Origin of the sequence: Muriicola soli, from assembly GCF_004139715.1 — a bacterium.
GTDB classification, from domain to species: Bacteria; Bacteroidota; Bacteroidia; order Flavobacteriales; family Flavobacteriaceae; genus Muriicola; species Muriicola soli.
The window spans coordinates 1832646-1849205 of record NZ_CP035544.1; the positions used below are offsets into that span (position 1 = coordinate 1832646).

Sequence of the window (16560 nt, forward strand, 5' to 3'; positions counted from 1 at the left end):
ATTCATTACATATTAATTGTATTTCTTCTTCCTTACCTTTTTCCTGAGAGTTGGGGAGCTAAGATAAAACAATGTAAAGCCACTCAGTATGGTCAATAGCCCAAAAAGGGAAAATCCACGAAGAAGTATTGTATTGAAATCATCCCTGCCTTCGTAATCCATTGTATGCATCATCCACAAAAAATCAAACCAGCGCCAATCCCTGTACCTAATTGTCTGAAAAGATCCATCTGCAATGGAAACGTAGGCTTGAACATTTTTTGGCGTATCATAAGAAATTACGAAAGCAGGAAGGGGCTTACCCCTGTATTCGTGGTGGCTACCCACTTCTTCTAGTCGCTCAATGCTCTTTACCCTTAATTCTGGTAACATGTGATTTCCTGCAACCTGTAAAGCCTCCGCCTGGGTGATCTCGAGCTTTCTATCGCCGGTTTCTGCGTTTATGAGATAGGAATTGTTGATCCAGTAATAAGGTCTCCCGCCTATTTCTCTTAATTCCAGCGAGGAAATTCCATCTAAGCCAATAGGTGATACCGGATTTACAAGTGTTTCAAACTCCAGGGAAGTGCGATTTTCTTTTCTGTAATGATCCCCGTGTATCTCATCGATGTCTGTCCAGCTAAAATAGATACCACTAATGGTCCACATGAGGAACTGAATCCCCAGAAGTAGTCCCAGGTATCGATGCAACTTCCTGAATTTTCGCGTTGTTTTTCTTTTCACCATCTTCTCAGTTTATTTTGGCGGTCCGCAGTCGGAGCGCATTTGCTATCACCGATACCGAACTAAAACTCATAGCGGCAGCCGCAATCATCGGGGATAAAAGTATTCCAAAAAACGGGAACAACACTCCGGCAGCCACAGGTACCCCGATGGTATTATACACCATGGCAAAAAATAAGTTTTGTTTGATGTTTTTCATCACTGTCCGACTTAAGTTTTTAGCCCTGGCGATTCCCTGCAGATCACCTTTTACCAAGGTAATAGCTGCACTTTCAATAGCCACGTCTGTACCGGTTCCCATGGCTATACCTACATCGCTTTTCGCGAGTGCAGGGGCATCATTGATCCCATCGCCAGCCATTGCTACTACTTTTCCTTCTTGTTGTAGTTTTTCTACTTCCCTGAGTTTATCTTCTGGTAGCATGCCGGCTTTAAAATCGGCTAGTTCGAGTTCATCGGCTACGGCTCTGGCAGTTGCCCGGTTATCCCCGGTGAGCATAATCACATCTACTCCCTGCCGTTGTAATGATTTAATTGCTTTCTTACTGCTCGCCTTAATCTTATCTCCGATGACCACAAAGCCAACGACCTCAGAATTAATCGATAAATAAGAAACGGTCTTACCCTCTTTTTGAAAGCTACCAGCCTTGTCCTTTATTGCCGAAGTAATTTTACCTCCGGACATTTCTATCATTTTCTCATTTCCCAGGGCAAGTTCTTTCTCTTCTACTTTTCCTTCAACCCCTTTCCCGGTAACAGCATTAAATCCGTCTACTTTTAGTAATTCAACGCCCTTCTCTTTGCCAAAAGATACCGTGGCCTCTGCTAAAGGATGCTCACTTAAATTATTCAAAGAAACTATGTATTGCATAATATCCTGCTCAGAAAACATAGAACTGGTCGCATTAAAGGCTTCTACCGAAGGCTTACCTTCGGTAATTGTACCTGTTTTATCAACAATAAGGGTATTCACCTTGTTCATTTTCTCCAGAGCTTCAGCATTCTTAATCAGGATGCCGTTCTGAGCGCCTCTACCAACTCCTACCATAACTGACATGGGAGTAGCCAGGCCGAGGGCACAGGGACAGGCAATAATAAGGACCGCGATTGCATTTATCAGGGCATACACCTGAGCGGGTTCAGGACCCCAAATGGCCCATACTACATAAGTAATAATCGATATAAGTACTACGATGGGCACAAAATATCCGGATACCCTGTCGGCCAGGTTTTGGATCGGAGCCTTACTCCTACTCGCTTCATTCACCATTTGTATAATCTGGGACAGCAGGGTGTCTGAACCAATTTTTTCAGCCTTCATCAGAAAAGACTGATTCCCGTTTATTGTCCCGCTTGTCACCTTCTCACCTGCGCTCTTACTAACAGGAATAGGTTCCCCGGTTATCATAGATTCGTCAACAGAGGTTTCGCCTTCGGTAACGACACCATCAACCGGAATCTTTCCACCTGGTTTCACTCTCAGGATATCACCCAATTGAATTTTATCCATGGCTACTTCCTCTTCTTTTCCATCTTTAACACGAATTGCCTTATTAGGTGCCAGTTTCAGCAATTCCTTTACAGCAGAATTCGTTTTACTATGTGCCCTGGCTTCCAGTACCTGTCCCACTAAAACCAGGGTAAGAATAACAGTGGCAGCCTCAAAATACACATGAACACTTCCGTTCTCAGTCTTAAACTGGGAGGGAAAAAAATCAGGAAAAAACAGGCCAAACACACTGAACAACCACGCGACCCCCGCACCAATACCAATGAGGGTAAACATATTGAGGTTCATTGTCTTAATACTGCGGTATGCCCGTTCAAAAAACATCCATGTTGTATAAAAAACCACCGGCAACGAAAGCGCAAACTGAATCCAGTTCCAACTTTTCTGTGATAGAATGCTATACAGAGGATTGTCTTCAATCATTTCTGACATAGCAATCAGAAAAATTGGCAGCGTAAATAACACGGAGATCCACAATTTCCCCAGCAAGGCCTTATATGATTTTTCCTCCGCAGAAAGATCAGGTTCTACAGCTACCAGGTCCATCCCACAGATCGGACAACTTCCGGGTTCATCACTTACAACCTCAGGATGCATAGGGCAGGTGTATTTAGTTCCGGATTTGGTCGATATACTCTGTTCCTCTACAAGGGCCATCCCACAAACAGGGCAATCTCCAGGGGTATCATAGGTTTTATCCCCCTCACAATGCATGGGACAATAGAAAGTACCTGTTCCTTTACGCTGGGGCCTTTTTACTTCTTTCGCGCCCGGGGCGTCTGTTTTGTTTTTATGAATGCTGTATCTGCCGCCGTCTTCTTCGAGGGCATGTTGAAGTTTTTCGAATGGAACATAGGCAACCATTTCCAAGGTGGCAGTAGCTTTCTCCAGATCCACATTTGCCTTATCAACTCCTTCAACCTCTGAGAGTATTTCCTCCACATGCTTCCTGCAACCATTGCAGGTCATTCCCTGTACGTGAAAGGTGTGTTTCATTTCTTACTCGGTATAAGTTTCTGTGATCTTACCACAGTTAAGCATTTTAGATCCAAAATAAGGATTCCTGATCACAGATTCTGAGGACAACCAGGTTGCGCCATCATTGTTAAACGCCATCGGACAATACTGTTTGTATACAGCTCCACCCGCCAGCTGGTCCTTTATAACAGGCTCAAGAAGTGTTGTTAGCTCCGAAAAGAGGAGGCGCTGTGAATCCAATTCATCAGAAGCACCAATCAATAAAGCAACCTCATTAATTTTTTCGTAATCTCCTCCCTCAATGGAATCAAACTTCATGGCCACTTTTGAGGCTTTAACAGCATCAGATTCTATCAAAGCATTCCGTAGTTCGATATATCTCTCAAAAATATCGCCGGCGTCTGAACTGTTGAAAGTGATTTTTGTAGCCTCCTTTGCCAGTATCTTTCTACTTAATTGATCATTGCTCTTTTCAAGATTTGATGTTTTATTTTCTTTACATGAAAATACCAGCACTGTAAGTATAAAGGCTAAAATATTGGTTTTCTTTAGTGTTTTCATATCGATTAATTATTAAATATTAGACTTAAAATAGGTTGTTGACGTTTATTAGATTATACAGCATTCTTACAACTCTCCACTAACACTCCCACAAGTGAGCATAGCCTCTCCATAAAAGGGGTTTCTTATCTCCTTTGAAGAACTGAGCCAATCTGCACCCTTGTTGTCATTAGCCATGGGGCAATGAAGTATATATAGTGCTTCTGAATTGGCATTAAATACGCTTTCGATATATATCATATGGATTGACACCTTTTCGAAAGACTTTCTGATCTCATCGAGGGTCTTCATATGTGGAATATGTTCCAGGGCTTTTTTAATCTCACCGCTCTGATTTAACCAGACTTGCTGAGCTTCTCCCGTAAAAAATGACTTTTTTATTCTTTCTATATTCTTGTTAAATCTCGAACCGGTATTTTTAGCTTTTTCCAGATCATCGTTCACCAATGCATCTTTAAATGCCAGGTAATCCCCAAAAATGGTAACAAGGGCTACCTTGGCCTCCTGACCTATAGCATAGGACTCTATTTCGTTTGTGATTGAAGATTGCAAATCATTTTGTATACCCGTACCGCCATGGTTGTGGCCTGTCATTGCAGGACCGCCTTCGTGATTCATCATACTGGGTTTTCCAGCTAATTGGGCAGCAGCATCAATGCTGAAGGTGCCATTAACGGCGATTTCTTCTCCAGCCCGAAGTCCTTCTTTTATAACAAAACCATTCCCCAGAGCAGGACCAAGAGTCACGATCCTCATTTTAAAATCTACCCCGTTTGAAGTTTCGTTCTTAACATACACAACCGAACGTTCCCCGGTCCACATTACTGCCGATTTAGGGATGACTACCGCATCTAATTGTACAGGTAACTTTGCTTTTAGCTCAGCAGACACAAACATTTCAGGTTTCAACCTCAGGTCGCTATTATCAACCTCAACTCTAGCTTTTGCCACCCGTGTCATAGGATCCAGTACGGGATCAATAAAAGAAATTCTACCTGTGAAGTTCTCTCCAGGAAGGGATTGAACAGATAGAGATACCTCATCGCCTTTCTTCACCCAGGCCATGTCTGATTCGTAAATATCCAGCAAAATCCATACTTTTTTGAGATTGGCAATTTGATAGATGACCTGGCCTCTGTTTACGTAATCGCCCAGGTTGACGTTTTTCTCCGTTACATAACCCGAAATATCGGCATGTATGGGCAATTCATCACGTGTTTTCCCTGATTCGAGTATCTGTTCAACTTGTCTGTCTGAAAGTTTCCAGTTTCTGAGTTTTTCCTTAGCTGATTCAAAAAGTATAGGCTGGGTTCCGGCAATTTTTCTGGCCTCAAAGAGCTCTTCCTGTGCATTGACAAGTTCAGGGGAATAAACAGTTGCCAGTACCTGGCCCCGGTTGACATATTCCCCTGTAAAATTTACTGCCAGTCTCTCGATACGGCCGGGAATATGTGACGATTGAGAATAAACCTGGCGTTCATCGGGTTGTACTTTCCCATTGATACGTAAAAGCTTTACCGGTTTGGTCTTCCCGACAATTTCGGTAGAAACACTGGCGATCTGCATAGCTGTCTGCGACATACGTATTGCCGCGGGATCGGATTCGATACCATCGCCGTTTTCAACGGGAATCAGTTCCATTCCGCAGATCGGGCAATTTCCTGCTTCATTTTGTCTTATCTGGGGATGCATAGAGCAAGTCCATATTGTTTCTTCTGCCAACTCAACTTCATGGAGATGATCCTCTGCCATACCTTCCTCAGAGCCCCCGAAGAAAACAGCTCCTAGTGCCAGTCCGATAATGAGAGTTATCGCTGCGATGCCTATTATTTTTTTTGTTTCAGTTTTCATCTTAAAATCTTTTAGCTGTAATGTATTCCAGTTTTGCCTTCGCAATAGTGTATTGAGTTAAAGCGCTGACTTTTGATTTATCAAAATTTAAAATTTGCTGCTGCATCCTAAGAACTTCTTCAAAATCCTTTCCCGAGTTGCCATAGGATGAGAGGAGCAGGTTGAGTATCTGTTCCGATTCATTGCGCTGTTCCGCATAAAGGTTGATCAGATCAGACTGTTCACTGATCTCATATAAAACCTGTTCGTATTCGGCTTGAAGGGTATTTATAACTTCCATCTTTCTATACGCGTAACTCTCCTGCATTAATTGCGCTTCTTTAACCGCTGCCTTATATTTTCCCCTGAAGATAGGAAGGCTTACGGTCACCATAGGCATGATCGCATCCTTACCATTATCCATCGGAACAACCGCCCCTGCAGGCAAATCCGTACGGTTTCCAACCATGATATAATCCAGACCAATACCCAGATTAGGCAGACCTTTCTTTAGTGCCGCCTGTTCTGATGCCTCCCCAGCTTTGACCCTTAATTCCTCTGCATATATAAGTGGATGTACCGGGTTAATAGAATCGTGTAAAGAATCTATAGATAAGGGTTCAAGAAAAAGAGAATCTACTATTATAACTGGGTCTTTTTCATTACGGTTCAGCAAGGCGTTGAAGCTTTCCTGTAATGGTTTTTCTTTTTTCCTGAGAATTCCCAGCTTGGTCTTTGCCTCCTTTAACATGATGTCGACCCGCAAAATATCCACCAGGGTCCCATTTCCATTTTTAAATTTGGAATTGGATACCGTCTTAAAAGATTCAAGGATTTCTACATTCCTTTCCTCCAGCTTACTTAATTCCCGGAGTTCATACAAGGGGTAATAAACCTTAGAGAGTTCAAAGTACAGCCTGTTCTTTGAGTTCAAATAATCCTGGTATTTTGATTCCGCTATCAGGCTGGCGGCATCGCCCTGGGCTTTCAGCGTACCAAACCATGGAAACATCTGTGATAGTGAAAACCGGGCCTGTTGAGGCCCCACACGAGTTTCCACCATTTGCCCAAAGGCACTAACTGAAAGCGAGGGATCGGGCAGGCTGCTAATCTGAGTTACCTGCTGTAATGCAGCTTCAAATTCCCTGTGCTGAGCTAACAGGCCCGGATTGTTCTCTGAGGCGATTTTAAAATAATCGTCCAGAGTCTGCGCCTTCAGGCCGGTAGCGAACAAGATGAAGAATACGATGATAACCTGCTTCATTTTATGCTATTTTTTTAGTTTGATTTTTAATCACGGTCTCCCTCCAGAACGCCTGAAGTACGGGTACAACGAACATGGTCATAATCTGAATGGCCATTCCCCCAAAAGTGGGTATTGCCATAGGGATCATAATATCAGCTCCCTTGCCCGTTGAAGTAAGCACCGGGAGTAAGGCTATTATAGCCACGGCGGCCGTCATCATAGCAGGCCGCACCCTTTTCTTTCCGGCTTCAAGGACAGCGGCCCTTACAGCCGGTATCGTTTTTGGATCTTTTTCTTCAAAGACCTGATGGATATAGGTTCCCATGATTACACCATCATCAGTGGCAATTCCAAACAGGGCAATAAATCCAACCCATACAGCCACACTCAGGTTGATGGTCTGCATTTGAAACAAATCTCTCATATTCACTCCCGATACCGAGAAATTGAGGAACCAGTCCTGTCCGTATAACCACAACATTATAAACCCGCCGGCAAAGGCTACAAAAACTCCTGAAAAATGGATGGAGGAGGCAATCACGGTTTTAAACTGGAAGAAGAGGAGTAGGAAAATAATAATCAGACTGATCGGAATAACAATGGCCAGTCTGCTCACGGCTCGGATCTGATTTTCATAACTCCCAGAAAACTTATAGCTGATCCCGGCCGGTACCGTTAACTCTCCTGTATCAATTTTTTGTTGAATAGTTTTTTGGGCATCCTCTACTACAGTGACTTCGGCAAAACCGTCCTTTTTATCAAACAGTACATATCCCACCAAAAAGGTGTTTTCGCTTTTGATTGCCTGTGGCCCCTTCACATATTCAAATTCAACCAGCTGAGAAAGCGGAATCTGGGCGCCAACCGGAGTTGGGATCAATATTTTGCGCAGGGCTTCAGGGTTATCCCTCAGCTCCCTTGGATATCTCACCCGTACCGGGAATCTTTCCCTTCCTTCAACCGTAGAGGTGATTTTCATCCCGCCAATAGCCGTTTCAATACTTTGCTGCACATCTTCGATAGTAAGGCCGTACCTTGATATTTCATCCCGATTGATATTTAAATGCAGATAAGGTTTACCTACGATGCGATCGGCAAAAACTGCTTCCTTTTTTACGGAGGGCACTTCCTTTAAAATGGATTCGAGCTGCATCCCGAAGGCCTCTATCGACTTCAGGTTAGGGCCGTACACTTTAATTCCCATTGGAGCGCGCATCCCCGTCTGCAACATAACCAGTCGGGTTTCAATGGGCTGCAACTTAGGAGCTGAAGTCACTCCGGGTATTTTGGTAACCTCAACGATCTCATCCCAGATATCGTCTGGTGATTTAATATGGGGTCGCCAGTTCCTGTAGAATTTACCATTCTCATCTGCAAGCAGATCCTTCCGGGAAATACCTTTAGCCAGAGCCTCGTCGTTAGTGAGGCTGTCCTGATTTACGGTAATAAACCGATCTTTCCTGTCTACTTTAAACCTAACCCTTCTCCCCTCTTCATTTAGGATAAATTCGGGTTTGTAATTGATGATATTCTCAAACATGGAGATAGGAGCCGGATCCAGTGCCGTCTCGGCACGTCCCAGCTTGCCAACTACCATATCCACCTCGGGAATATTCCCCACCAGCATATCGATTTGCCCAACTACCTTCCGGTTGTATTCTATCCCAGAATGGGGCATGGAAGTAGGCATCAGCAGGTAACTGCCCTCGTCCAGGGAAGGCATAAATTCAGATCCGATGCCGGGAAACAGTTCTGATGCTGCTGTCCAGCCAGAAGTCTGTCGCACATTATTCCAGCCGATAGATTCCAGTCCTTTCGCCATAAAACCAAAGGTGGAATTAAAGCCAAGCCAGACCAGCAGGCCAAAGAAAAGAGTGACTGCCGGAATAAGCATAAACTTCCCTTTATTCTCCAGGCACCACTTTAAAACGGTCTCGTAGAAATGTACGATCGCGAGCAGGGCTGCCAGGATGATCCCGATGAGGAACAACACAAAGATGAAGTTGATGATCGTTCCATTCTGAGGTCCAAGTGGCAACCATTCTTGAGACAGGAAAAAGGAAGCTATAAAAATGGTGAGACCCAGATTGATATAGGTTGGATATGCCTTATACTTCTCGGGCCACCTGGGTTCGAGAAGGTTATTAATGCCAATCAATGTAAGGGCAATGGGCAGAAACATGGAAAAGTAGATCGAAAAAAGGATTCCCGACACTATGAGAAGAACAGACCAGAATCGTCTTACTCTCTGTTTGTTGTAGTTGATTCCAAAAATAAAATGCGCCAGGGCCGGCAGTACTACAATCCCCAGAATAAAAGCACTGAGCAGGGCAAAGGTTTTTGTGAATGCCAGGGGCTTAAAGAGCTTTCCTTCTGCTGATTCCATGGCAAAAACAGGGATAAAACTAACTACTGTAGTCGCAAGGGCCGTGGTTATTGCTGAGGCAACCTCTACGGTGGCCTTGTAAATGAGCTGCATCAACTCTTTTCCTTTCACACCTTCATTTTCAGGCATCTCCAGATGACGGATGATGTTTTCCACAAAGACAATACCCACATCTACCATCACCCCAATGGCAATGGCAATACCCGAAAGTGCTACGACGTTGGCATCCACACCGGAGTATCGCATGACGATAAATGTCATCAACACGCCAATTGGCAGAAGTCCGGAAATGATAAGCGAAGCCCTTAAATTAAGAACCAGGACAAGCACAACAATGATACTGATCAAAATTTCATGAGACAGTGCATTCTCCAGTGTTCCAATCGTTTCCTGGATGAGTTGTGTCCGATCATAAAAGGGAACAATGGTCAATTGACTTTCAACTCCATTTGCCAGTGTTTTTTTAGGGAGGCCAGGGGCAATTTCCTTAATTTTTTCTTTGACGTTATTGATAACGGCCAAAGGATTAGAACCATAACGAGCAACTACCACACCCCCCACTACTTCTGCCCCTCCTTTATCGAGCACCCCTCTCCGGGTAGAAGGTCCCAGGCTAACCACTCCGATGTCCCTGATACGCACAGGGACGTTATTCTGTACGGCTACGACCGCCTTTTCTATATCGGATGTGTTTTTGATATACCCAAGTCCCCTTACCAGATATTCGGCCTGATTGATCTCGATGGTCTTTGCTCCTACATCTTTGTTGGAGTTTTTTACCGCCTGCATGACACGGTATAGGGGGATATTGTACGCTTTTAGGGCATCGGGATTTACATCGATCTGGTATTCCTGCACAAAGCCTCCTATGGAAGCCACTTCAGATACACCTTCCACAGCACTAAGGCCATATTTCACATAGAAATCCTGTATACTTCTGATTTCCTGTAGATCCCAACCACCTGTGGGATTGTTATCCTTGTCCCGCCCTTCCAGGGTATACCAGTAAACCTGACCCAGAGCAGTGGCATCCGGACCTAATACGGGAGTGACGCCCTCTGGTAGGATACCTGTCGGCAGGGCATTTAATTTTTCAAGGATTCGGGAACGCGACCAGTAAAACTCGGTGTCTTCGTCAAAAATGATGTAAATACTCGAAAACCCGAACATGGAAGAACTTCGGATGGTCTTAACCCCTGGGATTCCGAGTAAATAAGTAGTCATCGGATATGATATCTGATCCTCTATATCCTGGGGTGATCTTCCGGGCCACTGAGTAAGGACTATTTGCTGATTTTCGCCAATATCGGGAATGGCATCAACAGGTACAGGGTCTTCAGGTAAAAATCCTGTATCCCAGTTAAAGGGAGAGGTGATGATACCCCATGTGGTAAGGGAAATCAGCAAAAGAACAGTTACCAGTTTGTTCTCTAAAAAGTATTTTATAGTTCTTTTCAACATAATTTAAGTGTGGGTATTGAATCTCCAGTGAAACTTCAATAACGCAGGTATAAAATACCGCGTACCATGACCAACTAATTGGGATGGTGTATACTTAAATTATATTTTTAAATCAGAAATGTCTGGTCCAGTATCTGGATATCCACCAGGAGAGGTGGGGGTAAGTATTCTTCAAAACGAATCTCTTTTCCAGAAACGTTTTGCGTACGATTGAAAGTTATAAATGGTGGGGATAAAAAGGACGTAGTGCTGATAAAGTCAATATCAAGCGAGCTCTTTTGCAGATCATCCTGTCCCTGAATATGAATTTCTACGTCAGAACAACAAGGCATTAGGGAGGAAATAGATTCTGCATCAACACCCATCAATTCAGCCATCGCCATACCGCAACCCTCTGCTTCCTCGTAGAGCTTGAAGTCTACCAGGGTCTTACCGCAATAGTGCATATCCGCCGAAATGGATAAGGTGGAAAAAAGCACTAAAAATGCAAAGAATACGGCTTTTGCCTTCTGTTCTATTTGACTCATAACCGTGACAAATTTACGAAAATTGATCAGTCTATGTCTAAGTATTAACATAACATTTTAAAAAGGAGAGGAGAGCAGAACCTCTATAGGAACAGGGATTTGGAATTTGGGATTTGGAATTTGAAATTTGGAATTTGGAATTTGGAATTTGAAATTTGGAGTTTTCTGCTAAATAGATAAAAGCCAATCTCCTGGTACTTCGTTCTCACGAACTATTAATCAATGATCAAATTCTTTAAAAAAATACGCCATGAGTTTATGGCGAAAGATTATTGGGAAAGCCTGTTTTTGGCATGCAAATACAACAAAGTCTGTAGCTACTTGAATCAGAATTTCCTATTTTAGGCCTCAGCGAAAAAGAAACGCATTCGATTCCGTCGGGAAGAGAAGCTCAATACTTTCGTAAAAACTAAAAATCACAGATTTATGAAGAAATTAGTCTTATGCCTAACATTGCTGTTATTAGCAAGTTGTGGGAGTGAGAATAAACAATCTGAGTCCACAGAATTTGTTTTAGATTTCAGCGATCAAAAAAATTATGTCTACTCCTATACCCTGTCTTCCTTATCAGAAACTCAAAGGAATGGAGATGAGTCTCCCAACAAAGTAAAAAGCGAAACAAATGGGGATCTGAACATTGAGGTTAAGAAAAATAATGTAGCTGATCTAAGCCTGAACAACCATAAAACAATCCTAACAACTTTTGATAAAAATGGTGTTAAAAATGATATGGTTACCAACACTGCACAAACGATTGTTATTCAAAATTTGAATCAAAAAGGAAGATTTGAAAATAACCCCAAGGACATGATGTTTGAGTTAATTTTTGCCTTACCTATATCTGAATTAAAAATTGGTGAGACTGAAAAAATTCCCATGCAAATCCCATATGACATAGACGGTTCAAAGTATTTTGTCAAAGGCTTTAATGAAATCGAATACACGGGAAAGAAGATGATAGATGGAATGGAATGCGCTGTTTTAAATGGACAAATTGATATTTCAGAATTAGATATTCCGGAGGAACTGGCGTCTTCTCATGAAATTACTTCTAAAGGAAAAGGCACCTATTACTACAATTTAAAAGATCAATATTTTGTAAGTGCAGAAATCAGTATCAATATGAGCATGTCAATGAGTTTGAAAACAGATGATCCTGAGAATGCTCCTTTTACTAATTCGCAAAATAGTAATCAACTTAAAATCCGTTTAAAAGAAATAGTAGAATAAACCACATCTTTTCTGGGAGCTGGCCTTGCCAGAAGAGGAGTTCATAAACGATTTATCCGCTCTCCAGGGCTTACTTCTTATCTTAGTTTCAATGCGAGGACGACCAGCCAGAAGGTACACAACAGCATGAAGCGTCAAACTTCGGTCTGTTTAATGGTGAGAAGCACATTAGAAAATGAGGATTAATTATAATGAACATAAATAAGAAAAATAAATCATCAATAAACCTGGGACTGATCATAGGTACGATTGGATTTATCGCCGGAATTGGACTATTGTTTACTGAGAGTTGGTTAATAGGGATTTTTGGCTCGATTGCAAGTTTCGGAATAGCTTATAAAGGATATCAGGATTCAAAAGAACCGAAGGATTGAAAGATGAGATTTATTGACCTTCAGGCCGAAAGGACATAGTAAAACAAGACTTGGAGAACCCTATAAAACCCTCCTGGTAAATGAAAAGTGGTACGCCCTTCGGCGCACCTACTTTTTTATCCCCTTTCGCTCAACCAAACCTTGTTTGATTCGCTTACCTTATCGTTGAATTTTCGGATTTAGAGAATCCCATAAAACCCTCCTGGTAAATGAAAAGTAGTACGCCCTATGGCGCACTTACTTTTTTTATCCCCTTTCGCTCAACCAAACCTTGTTTGATTCGCTTACCTTATCGTTGAATTTTCGGATTTAGAGAATCCCATAAAACCCTCCTGGTAAATGAAAAGTAGTACGCCCTATGGCGCACTTACTTTTTTTATCCCCTTTCGCTCAACCAAACCTTGTTTGATTCGCTAACCTTATCCTTGAATTTTCGGATTTAGAGAATCCTATAAAACCCTCCTGGTAAATGAAAAGTGGTACGCCCTTCGGCGCACCTACTTTTTTTATCCCCTTTCGCTCAACCAAACCTTGTTTGATTCGCTTACCTTATCGTTGAATTTTCGGATTTAGAGAATCCCATAAAACCCTCCTGGTAAATGAAAAGTGGTACGGCCTTCGGCGCACCTACTTTTTTTATTCCCTTTCGCTCAACCAAACCTTGTTTGATTCACTTCAGGGAATAAAAAAAGTGATTTGCACATGCAAATCACTTTTTCGCTTAGTCGGGATGACAGGATTTGAACCTGCGACCACACGGCCCCCAGCCGTGTGCGCTACCAGACTGCGCCACATCCCGTAATTGAGATGGCAAAAATAGAAAACATTCTTGTATTCCCGCATGCTTTTCAGTGCTTTTTAATGATAAATCCTTTTCCGGCCAGAGCTCGTTAAAAAAATAAAACACGAATAAGTAAAAAATGATAAATGTCATTTTAATGGCCACCTAAGACCCTTATTTTAGGCCAATCTAGAGTCTAATAAAACCAAGGAACCACATGAAAACTTCGCACCTTTTCCGTATCCTGATGATTGTAATCTCAGGTTTTTTATTTATCCAATGTACCAGTGAGTATGAACTTGTCCAGGGTCCTCCAGGGGTTGATGGTATTGATGGGGTTGATGGGGCTGACGGGGTAGATGGTACCGCCTCCTGCGTCTCCTGTCACTCCAACGCCTTCCGTGAACCGATCCGTGTGGCCTACGCGGCCTCTAAACACGGTAGCGGGGATACATGGGCCAGCAGGGGAACCAGTGCCGTCTGCTCCAGATGCCATAGTAATGAAGGATTCATTGATGTGATTTCTGTCAATTTTATTGATTCAACCGGGCTGGTCATTCCAAATCCTGATGGATATGCGATTGGGAATCCGATCAATTGTTCGGGCTGCCACGACTCTCACCGTTCATTTGACTTTGAGAATGATGGCAATGACAAGGCCGTGCGATCTCTCGCAGCAGTAGATCTTTTCCTTGATCCCACCGTACAGATCGATATCAGGAATAGCTCCGATGAACTGGGCTTGAGCAACCTCTGTGTGAATTGCCACCAACCAAGAAACAGTTACGCAATTCCGGCAGGTACTGAGGATTATGAGATCACCAGTTCCCGTTTCGGACCTCACCATGGGCCTCAATCCACTGTACTGGAAGGAATTATGGGCGCTAACATAGCCGGAGCTGTTGGCTATCCCGGAGTGGGTGCAGCCGGTCACAGATCAGGTTCTTCCTGTATTGCCTGCCATATGGGCCCAACAACCGATGGAACGGATGGAGGACATACCTGGCAACCTACAGTAAATGCCTGTGTAGCATGTCATGCCAGCGGACCACCATCAGAAGTAACCGACTTCACAACCGATATGGCCACCCTGAAAGCCTTATTGATAGCCGAAGGATCCCTTCTTGATAATGACCGAACGGTACCTGGTGTATATTCGGCTGCCGTCGCCAAAGCTACCTGGAATTACAGGACCTTACTGGAAGATCAAAGTATGGGAGTTCACAATCCGAACTATGCCAAGGCGCTGTTGAAGAACTCAATTGAAGCTCTTCAGAATTGATCTGAAGATAAAAGGACTTCTTACTAAGAAGGAAGGGGTCCTTTATCCTCAGGATTCGGAAATAGGAATACCATAATGATACAATCCATGAAAAGATACATACCATTTATACTGCTGGCTGCCCTTGGCTTAATGATCAACGCCTGTTATTACGATGAGGTGCTGGAGTTGCCACAAGACAATGAGCCTATCACAGAAGATGTCTCATTCAGTTCAGAAGTTCAACCCTTATTTGATCAAAGTTGCGTGCAGTGCCATGGAGGCAACCTGGATATTCCACCCATCCTGGAGTCAGATGTAGCTTATAACAACCTTATCAATGAAGGCTATGTAGTTCCACTCGATGCCGAAGGAAGTATCCTCTACCGTTCCCTTATAGGTGATGGGGTAGCACTTATGCCGCCCTCAGCTCAATGGAACAATCAAAAAATAAATACCGTTAAAGCCTGGATAGATCAGGGAGCAAACGATAATTAATATCAATATCACTACTATGAAACTACGTAAAATAGTCCTTTTTATTATCCTGCTGGTGGCCTTCGGTGCCTGGGCACAGGAAGCTGAAAAGGATTCTATTCAGGATAAACCCGAGAGGCCTGCTTTTGAAAGTTCCTACATCATAGACAACCCAACCAATATACTCTTTAACAAGAATACCCTTGAGATTCTGATGTCTCATCGTTTCGGAACCATCAATGGCGGTACCAATGACCTCGCTGGTTTCTGGGCTCCGGCGAATATTCGTATCGCGGCTTCCTATGCCGTCCACGACCGTGTGACCATTGGATTCGGGACCACGAAGTTTGACCGTTTACAGGATTTCAACTGGAAATTTAAATTGATTGAGCAAACCCGGTCCGGAAAGATCCCGGTAAGCGTGTCCTATTACGGGAATTTTGTAATCGATGCTCGTCCCAAGGAAAATTTCGCTCTGGAACAACACCGATACTCTTATTTTAATCAACTTATCATCGCGAAGCGATTCAGCCGAAACTTCTCCATGCAGATCGCACCCAGCATCTCCCACTACAATCTGGTAGAACAACGATTGCGCAACGATAAGTTTGCTGTTTCCCTTGGAGGACGATATAAGGTGAGTCCGCAGACAGCCGTATTATTCGATTATACTCAACCCTTTACTCACCATCTGGACGGTACAGGCCTGAATAGCTATCCCAGGCCAGGTATAAGTTTAGGTGTTGAATTTGCAACATCGGGTCACGCCTTTCAACTGTTCATAAGTAACTACGATGGCATCGTGCCTCAGAAAAACATTATGTTCAATCAAAATGACTTTTTTAACGGTGATTACCTGATAGGGTTCAACATTACCAGAAAATATAATTTCTAAAGCGTCCCAGTTCCATGAAAATCCAATCCAAGAAAGGCGTCGTTAATCACGACCTCAGTGAAGCTCCAAAAATTTCCAGACGCGGTCTTTGGCCGTTTCTGGCCGCGAGCCTTGTGTTTCCGATGTTCGCCAGGAGCAATTCAAAGAGATCGGTAAGATCTGAGGACCATAACGTGGATGCAAAGGAATACGAAACCTTGTTGAAACCAGACGGAACAGTGGTTAAAGTGAGGAGGTCAACACTGTCCTCTTCCAGGATTGTAAAAAAAAATGTGACCAATAAATCGTTGTTAAGCTGGCTGAGCCGGAAGTAAGACCTG

12 protein-coding genes and 1 tRNA gene are annotated in these 16560 nt (G+C 43.2%); 5 read left to right on the forward strand and 8 right to left on the reverse strand.

What is annotated here, in order from left to right; translation table 11 throughout:
• Window positions 1-12 precede the first annotated feature (12 nt).
• From EQY75_RS08335 to EQY75_RS08365, 7 genes are all read right to left on the reverse strand, one after another.
• Entirely contained in the window at window positions 13-726 is a 714-nt protein-coding gene (locus EQY75_RS08335; protein ID WP_129604837.1) for a PepSY domain-containing protein, read from the reverse strand.
• Between the two features lie 4 nt (window positions 727-730).
• Window positions 731-3229, reverse strand: a complete 2499-nt coding sequence (locus tag EQY75_RS08340) for a heavy metal translocating P-type ATPase (RefSeq protein ID WP_129604839.1) — start codon at window positions 3227-3229, stop codon at window positions 731-733.
• Between the two features lie 3 nt (window positions 3230-3232).
• Complete coding sequence (locus EQY75_RS08345) at window positions 3233-3772, reverse strand: DUF3347 domain-containing protein (protein WP_129604841.1); 540 nt, start codon at window positions 3770-3772, stop codon at window positions 3233-3235.
• Between the two features lie 66 nt (window positions 3773-3838).
• On the reverse strand, window positions 3839-5623 hold the full coding sequence (locus EQY75_RS08350) for an efflux RND transporter periplasmic adaptor subunit (RefSeq protein ID WP_129604843.1): 1785 nt from the start codon (window positions 5621-5623) through the stop codon (window positions 3839-3841).
• A 1-nt stretch (window position 5624) separates the two neighbouring features.
• Entirely contained in the window at window positions 5625-6866 is a 1242-nt protein-coding gene (locus EQY75_RS08355; protein WP_129604846.1) for a TolC family protein, read from the reverse strand.
• Window position 6867: 1 nt separating this feature from the next.
• Window positions 6868-10695 (reverse strand): efflux RND transporter permease subunit, encoded by a 3828-nt coding sequence (locus tag EQY75_RS08360; RefSeq protein ID WP_129604849.1) that lies wholly within the window; start codon window positions 10693-10695, stop codon window positions 6868-6870.
• 107 nt (window positions 10696-10802) lie between these two features.
• Window positions 10803-11222: an HYC_CC_PP family protein gene (locus tag EQY75_RS08365; protein ID WP_129604852.1), complete on the reverse strand. Its 420-nt coding sequence runs from the start codon at window positions 11220-11222 to the stop codon at window positions 10803-10805.
• Window positions 11223-11648: 426 nt separating this feature from the next.
• On the opposite strand from EQY75_RS08365, the gene EQY75_RS08370 reads away from it, so the two are divergent.
• Window positions 11649-12452: a hypothetical protein gene (locus EQY75_RS08370; RefSeq protein ID WP_129604855.1), complete on the forward strand. Its 804-nt coding sequence runs from the start codon at window positions 11649-11651 to the stop codon at window positions 12450-12452.
• A 1099-nt stretch (window positions 12453-13551) separates the two neighbouring features.
• On the opposite strand, the gene EQY75_RS08380 is transcribed toward EQY75_RS08370, so the two are convergent.
• Window positions 13552-13625, reverse strand: a tRNA-Pro gene (locus tag EQY75_RS08380).
• Window positions 13626-13824: 199 nt separating this feature from the next.
• Between EQY75_RS08380 and EQY75_RS08385 the strand changes: the two genes are divergently transcribed.
• The 4 genes from EQY75_RS08385 to EQY75_RS08400 all read left to right on the forward strand — a co-directional run bounded on the left by EQY75_RS08385 (window position 13825) and on the right by EQY75_RS08400 (window position 16554).
• Entirely contained in the window at window positions 13825-14889 is a 1065-nt protein-coding gene (locus EQY75_RS08385; protein WP_129604861.1) for a hypothetical protein, read from the forward strand.
• 87 nt (window positions 14890-14976) lie between these two features.
• Window positions 14977-15366, forward strand: coding sequence for a hypothetical protein (locus tag EQY75_RS08390; RefSeq protein WP_129604866.1), 390 nt, complete (start codon window positions 14977-14979; stop codon window positions 15364-15366).
• A gap of 16 nt (window positions 15367-15382) precedes the next feature.
• Window positions 15383-16240, forward strand: coding sequence for a DUF5777 family beta-barrel protein (locus tag EQY75_RS08395; protein WP_129604869.1), 858 nt, complete (start codon window positions 15383-15385; stop codon window positions 16238-16240).
• A gap of 14 nt (window positions 16241-16254) precedes the next feature.
• Window positions 16255-16554 (forward strand): hypothetical protein, encoded by a 300-nt coding sequence (locus tag EQY75_RS08400; protein ID WP_129604872.1) that lies wholly within the window; start codon window positions 16255-16257, stop codon window positions 16552-16554.
• Window positions 16555-16560: the final 6 nt, after the last annotated feature.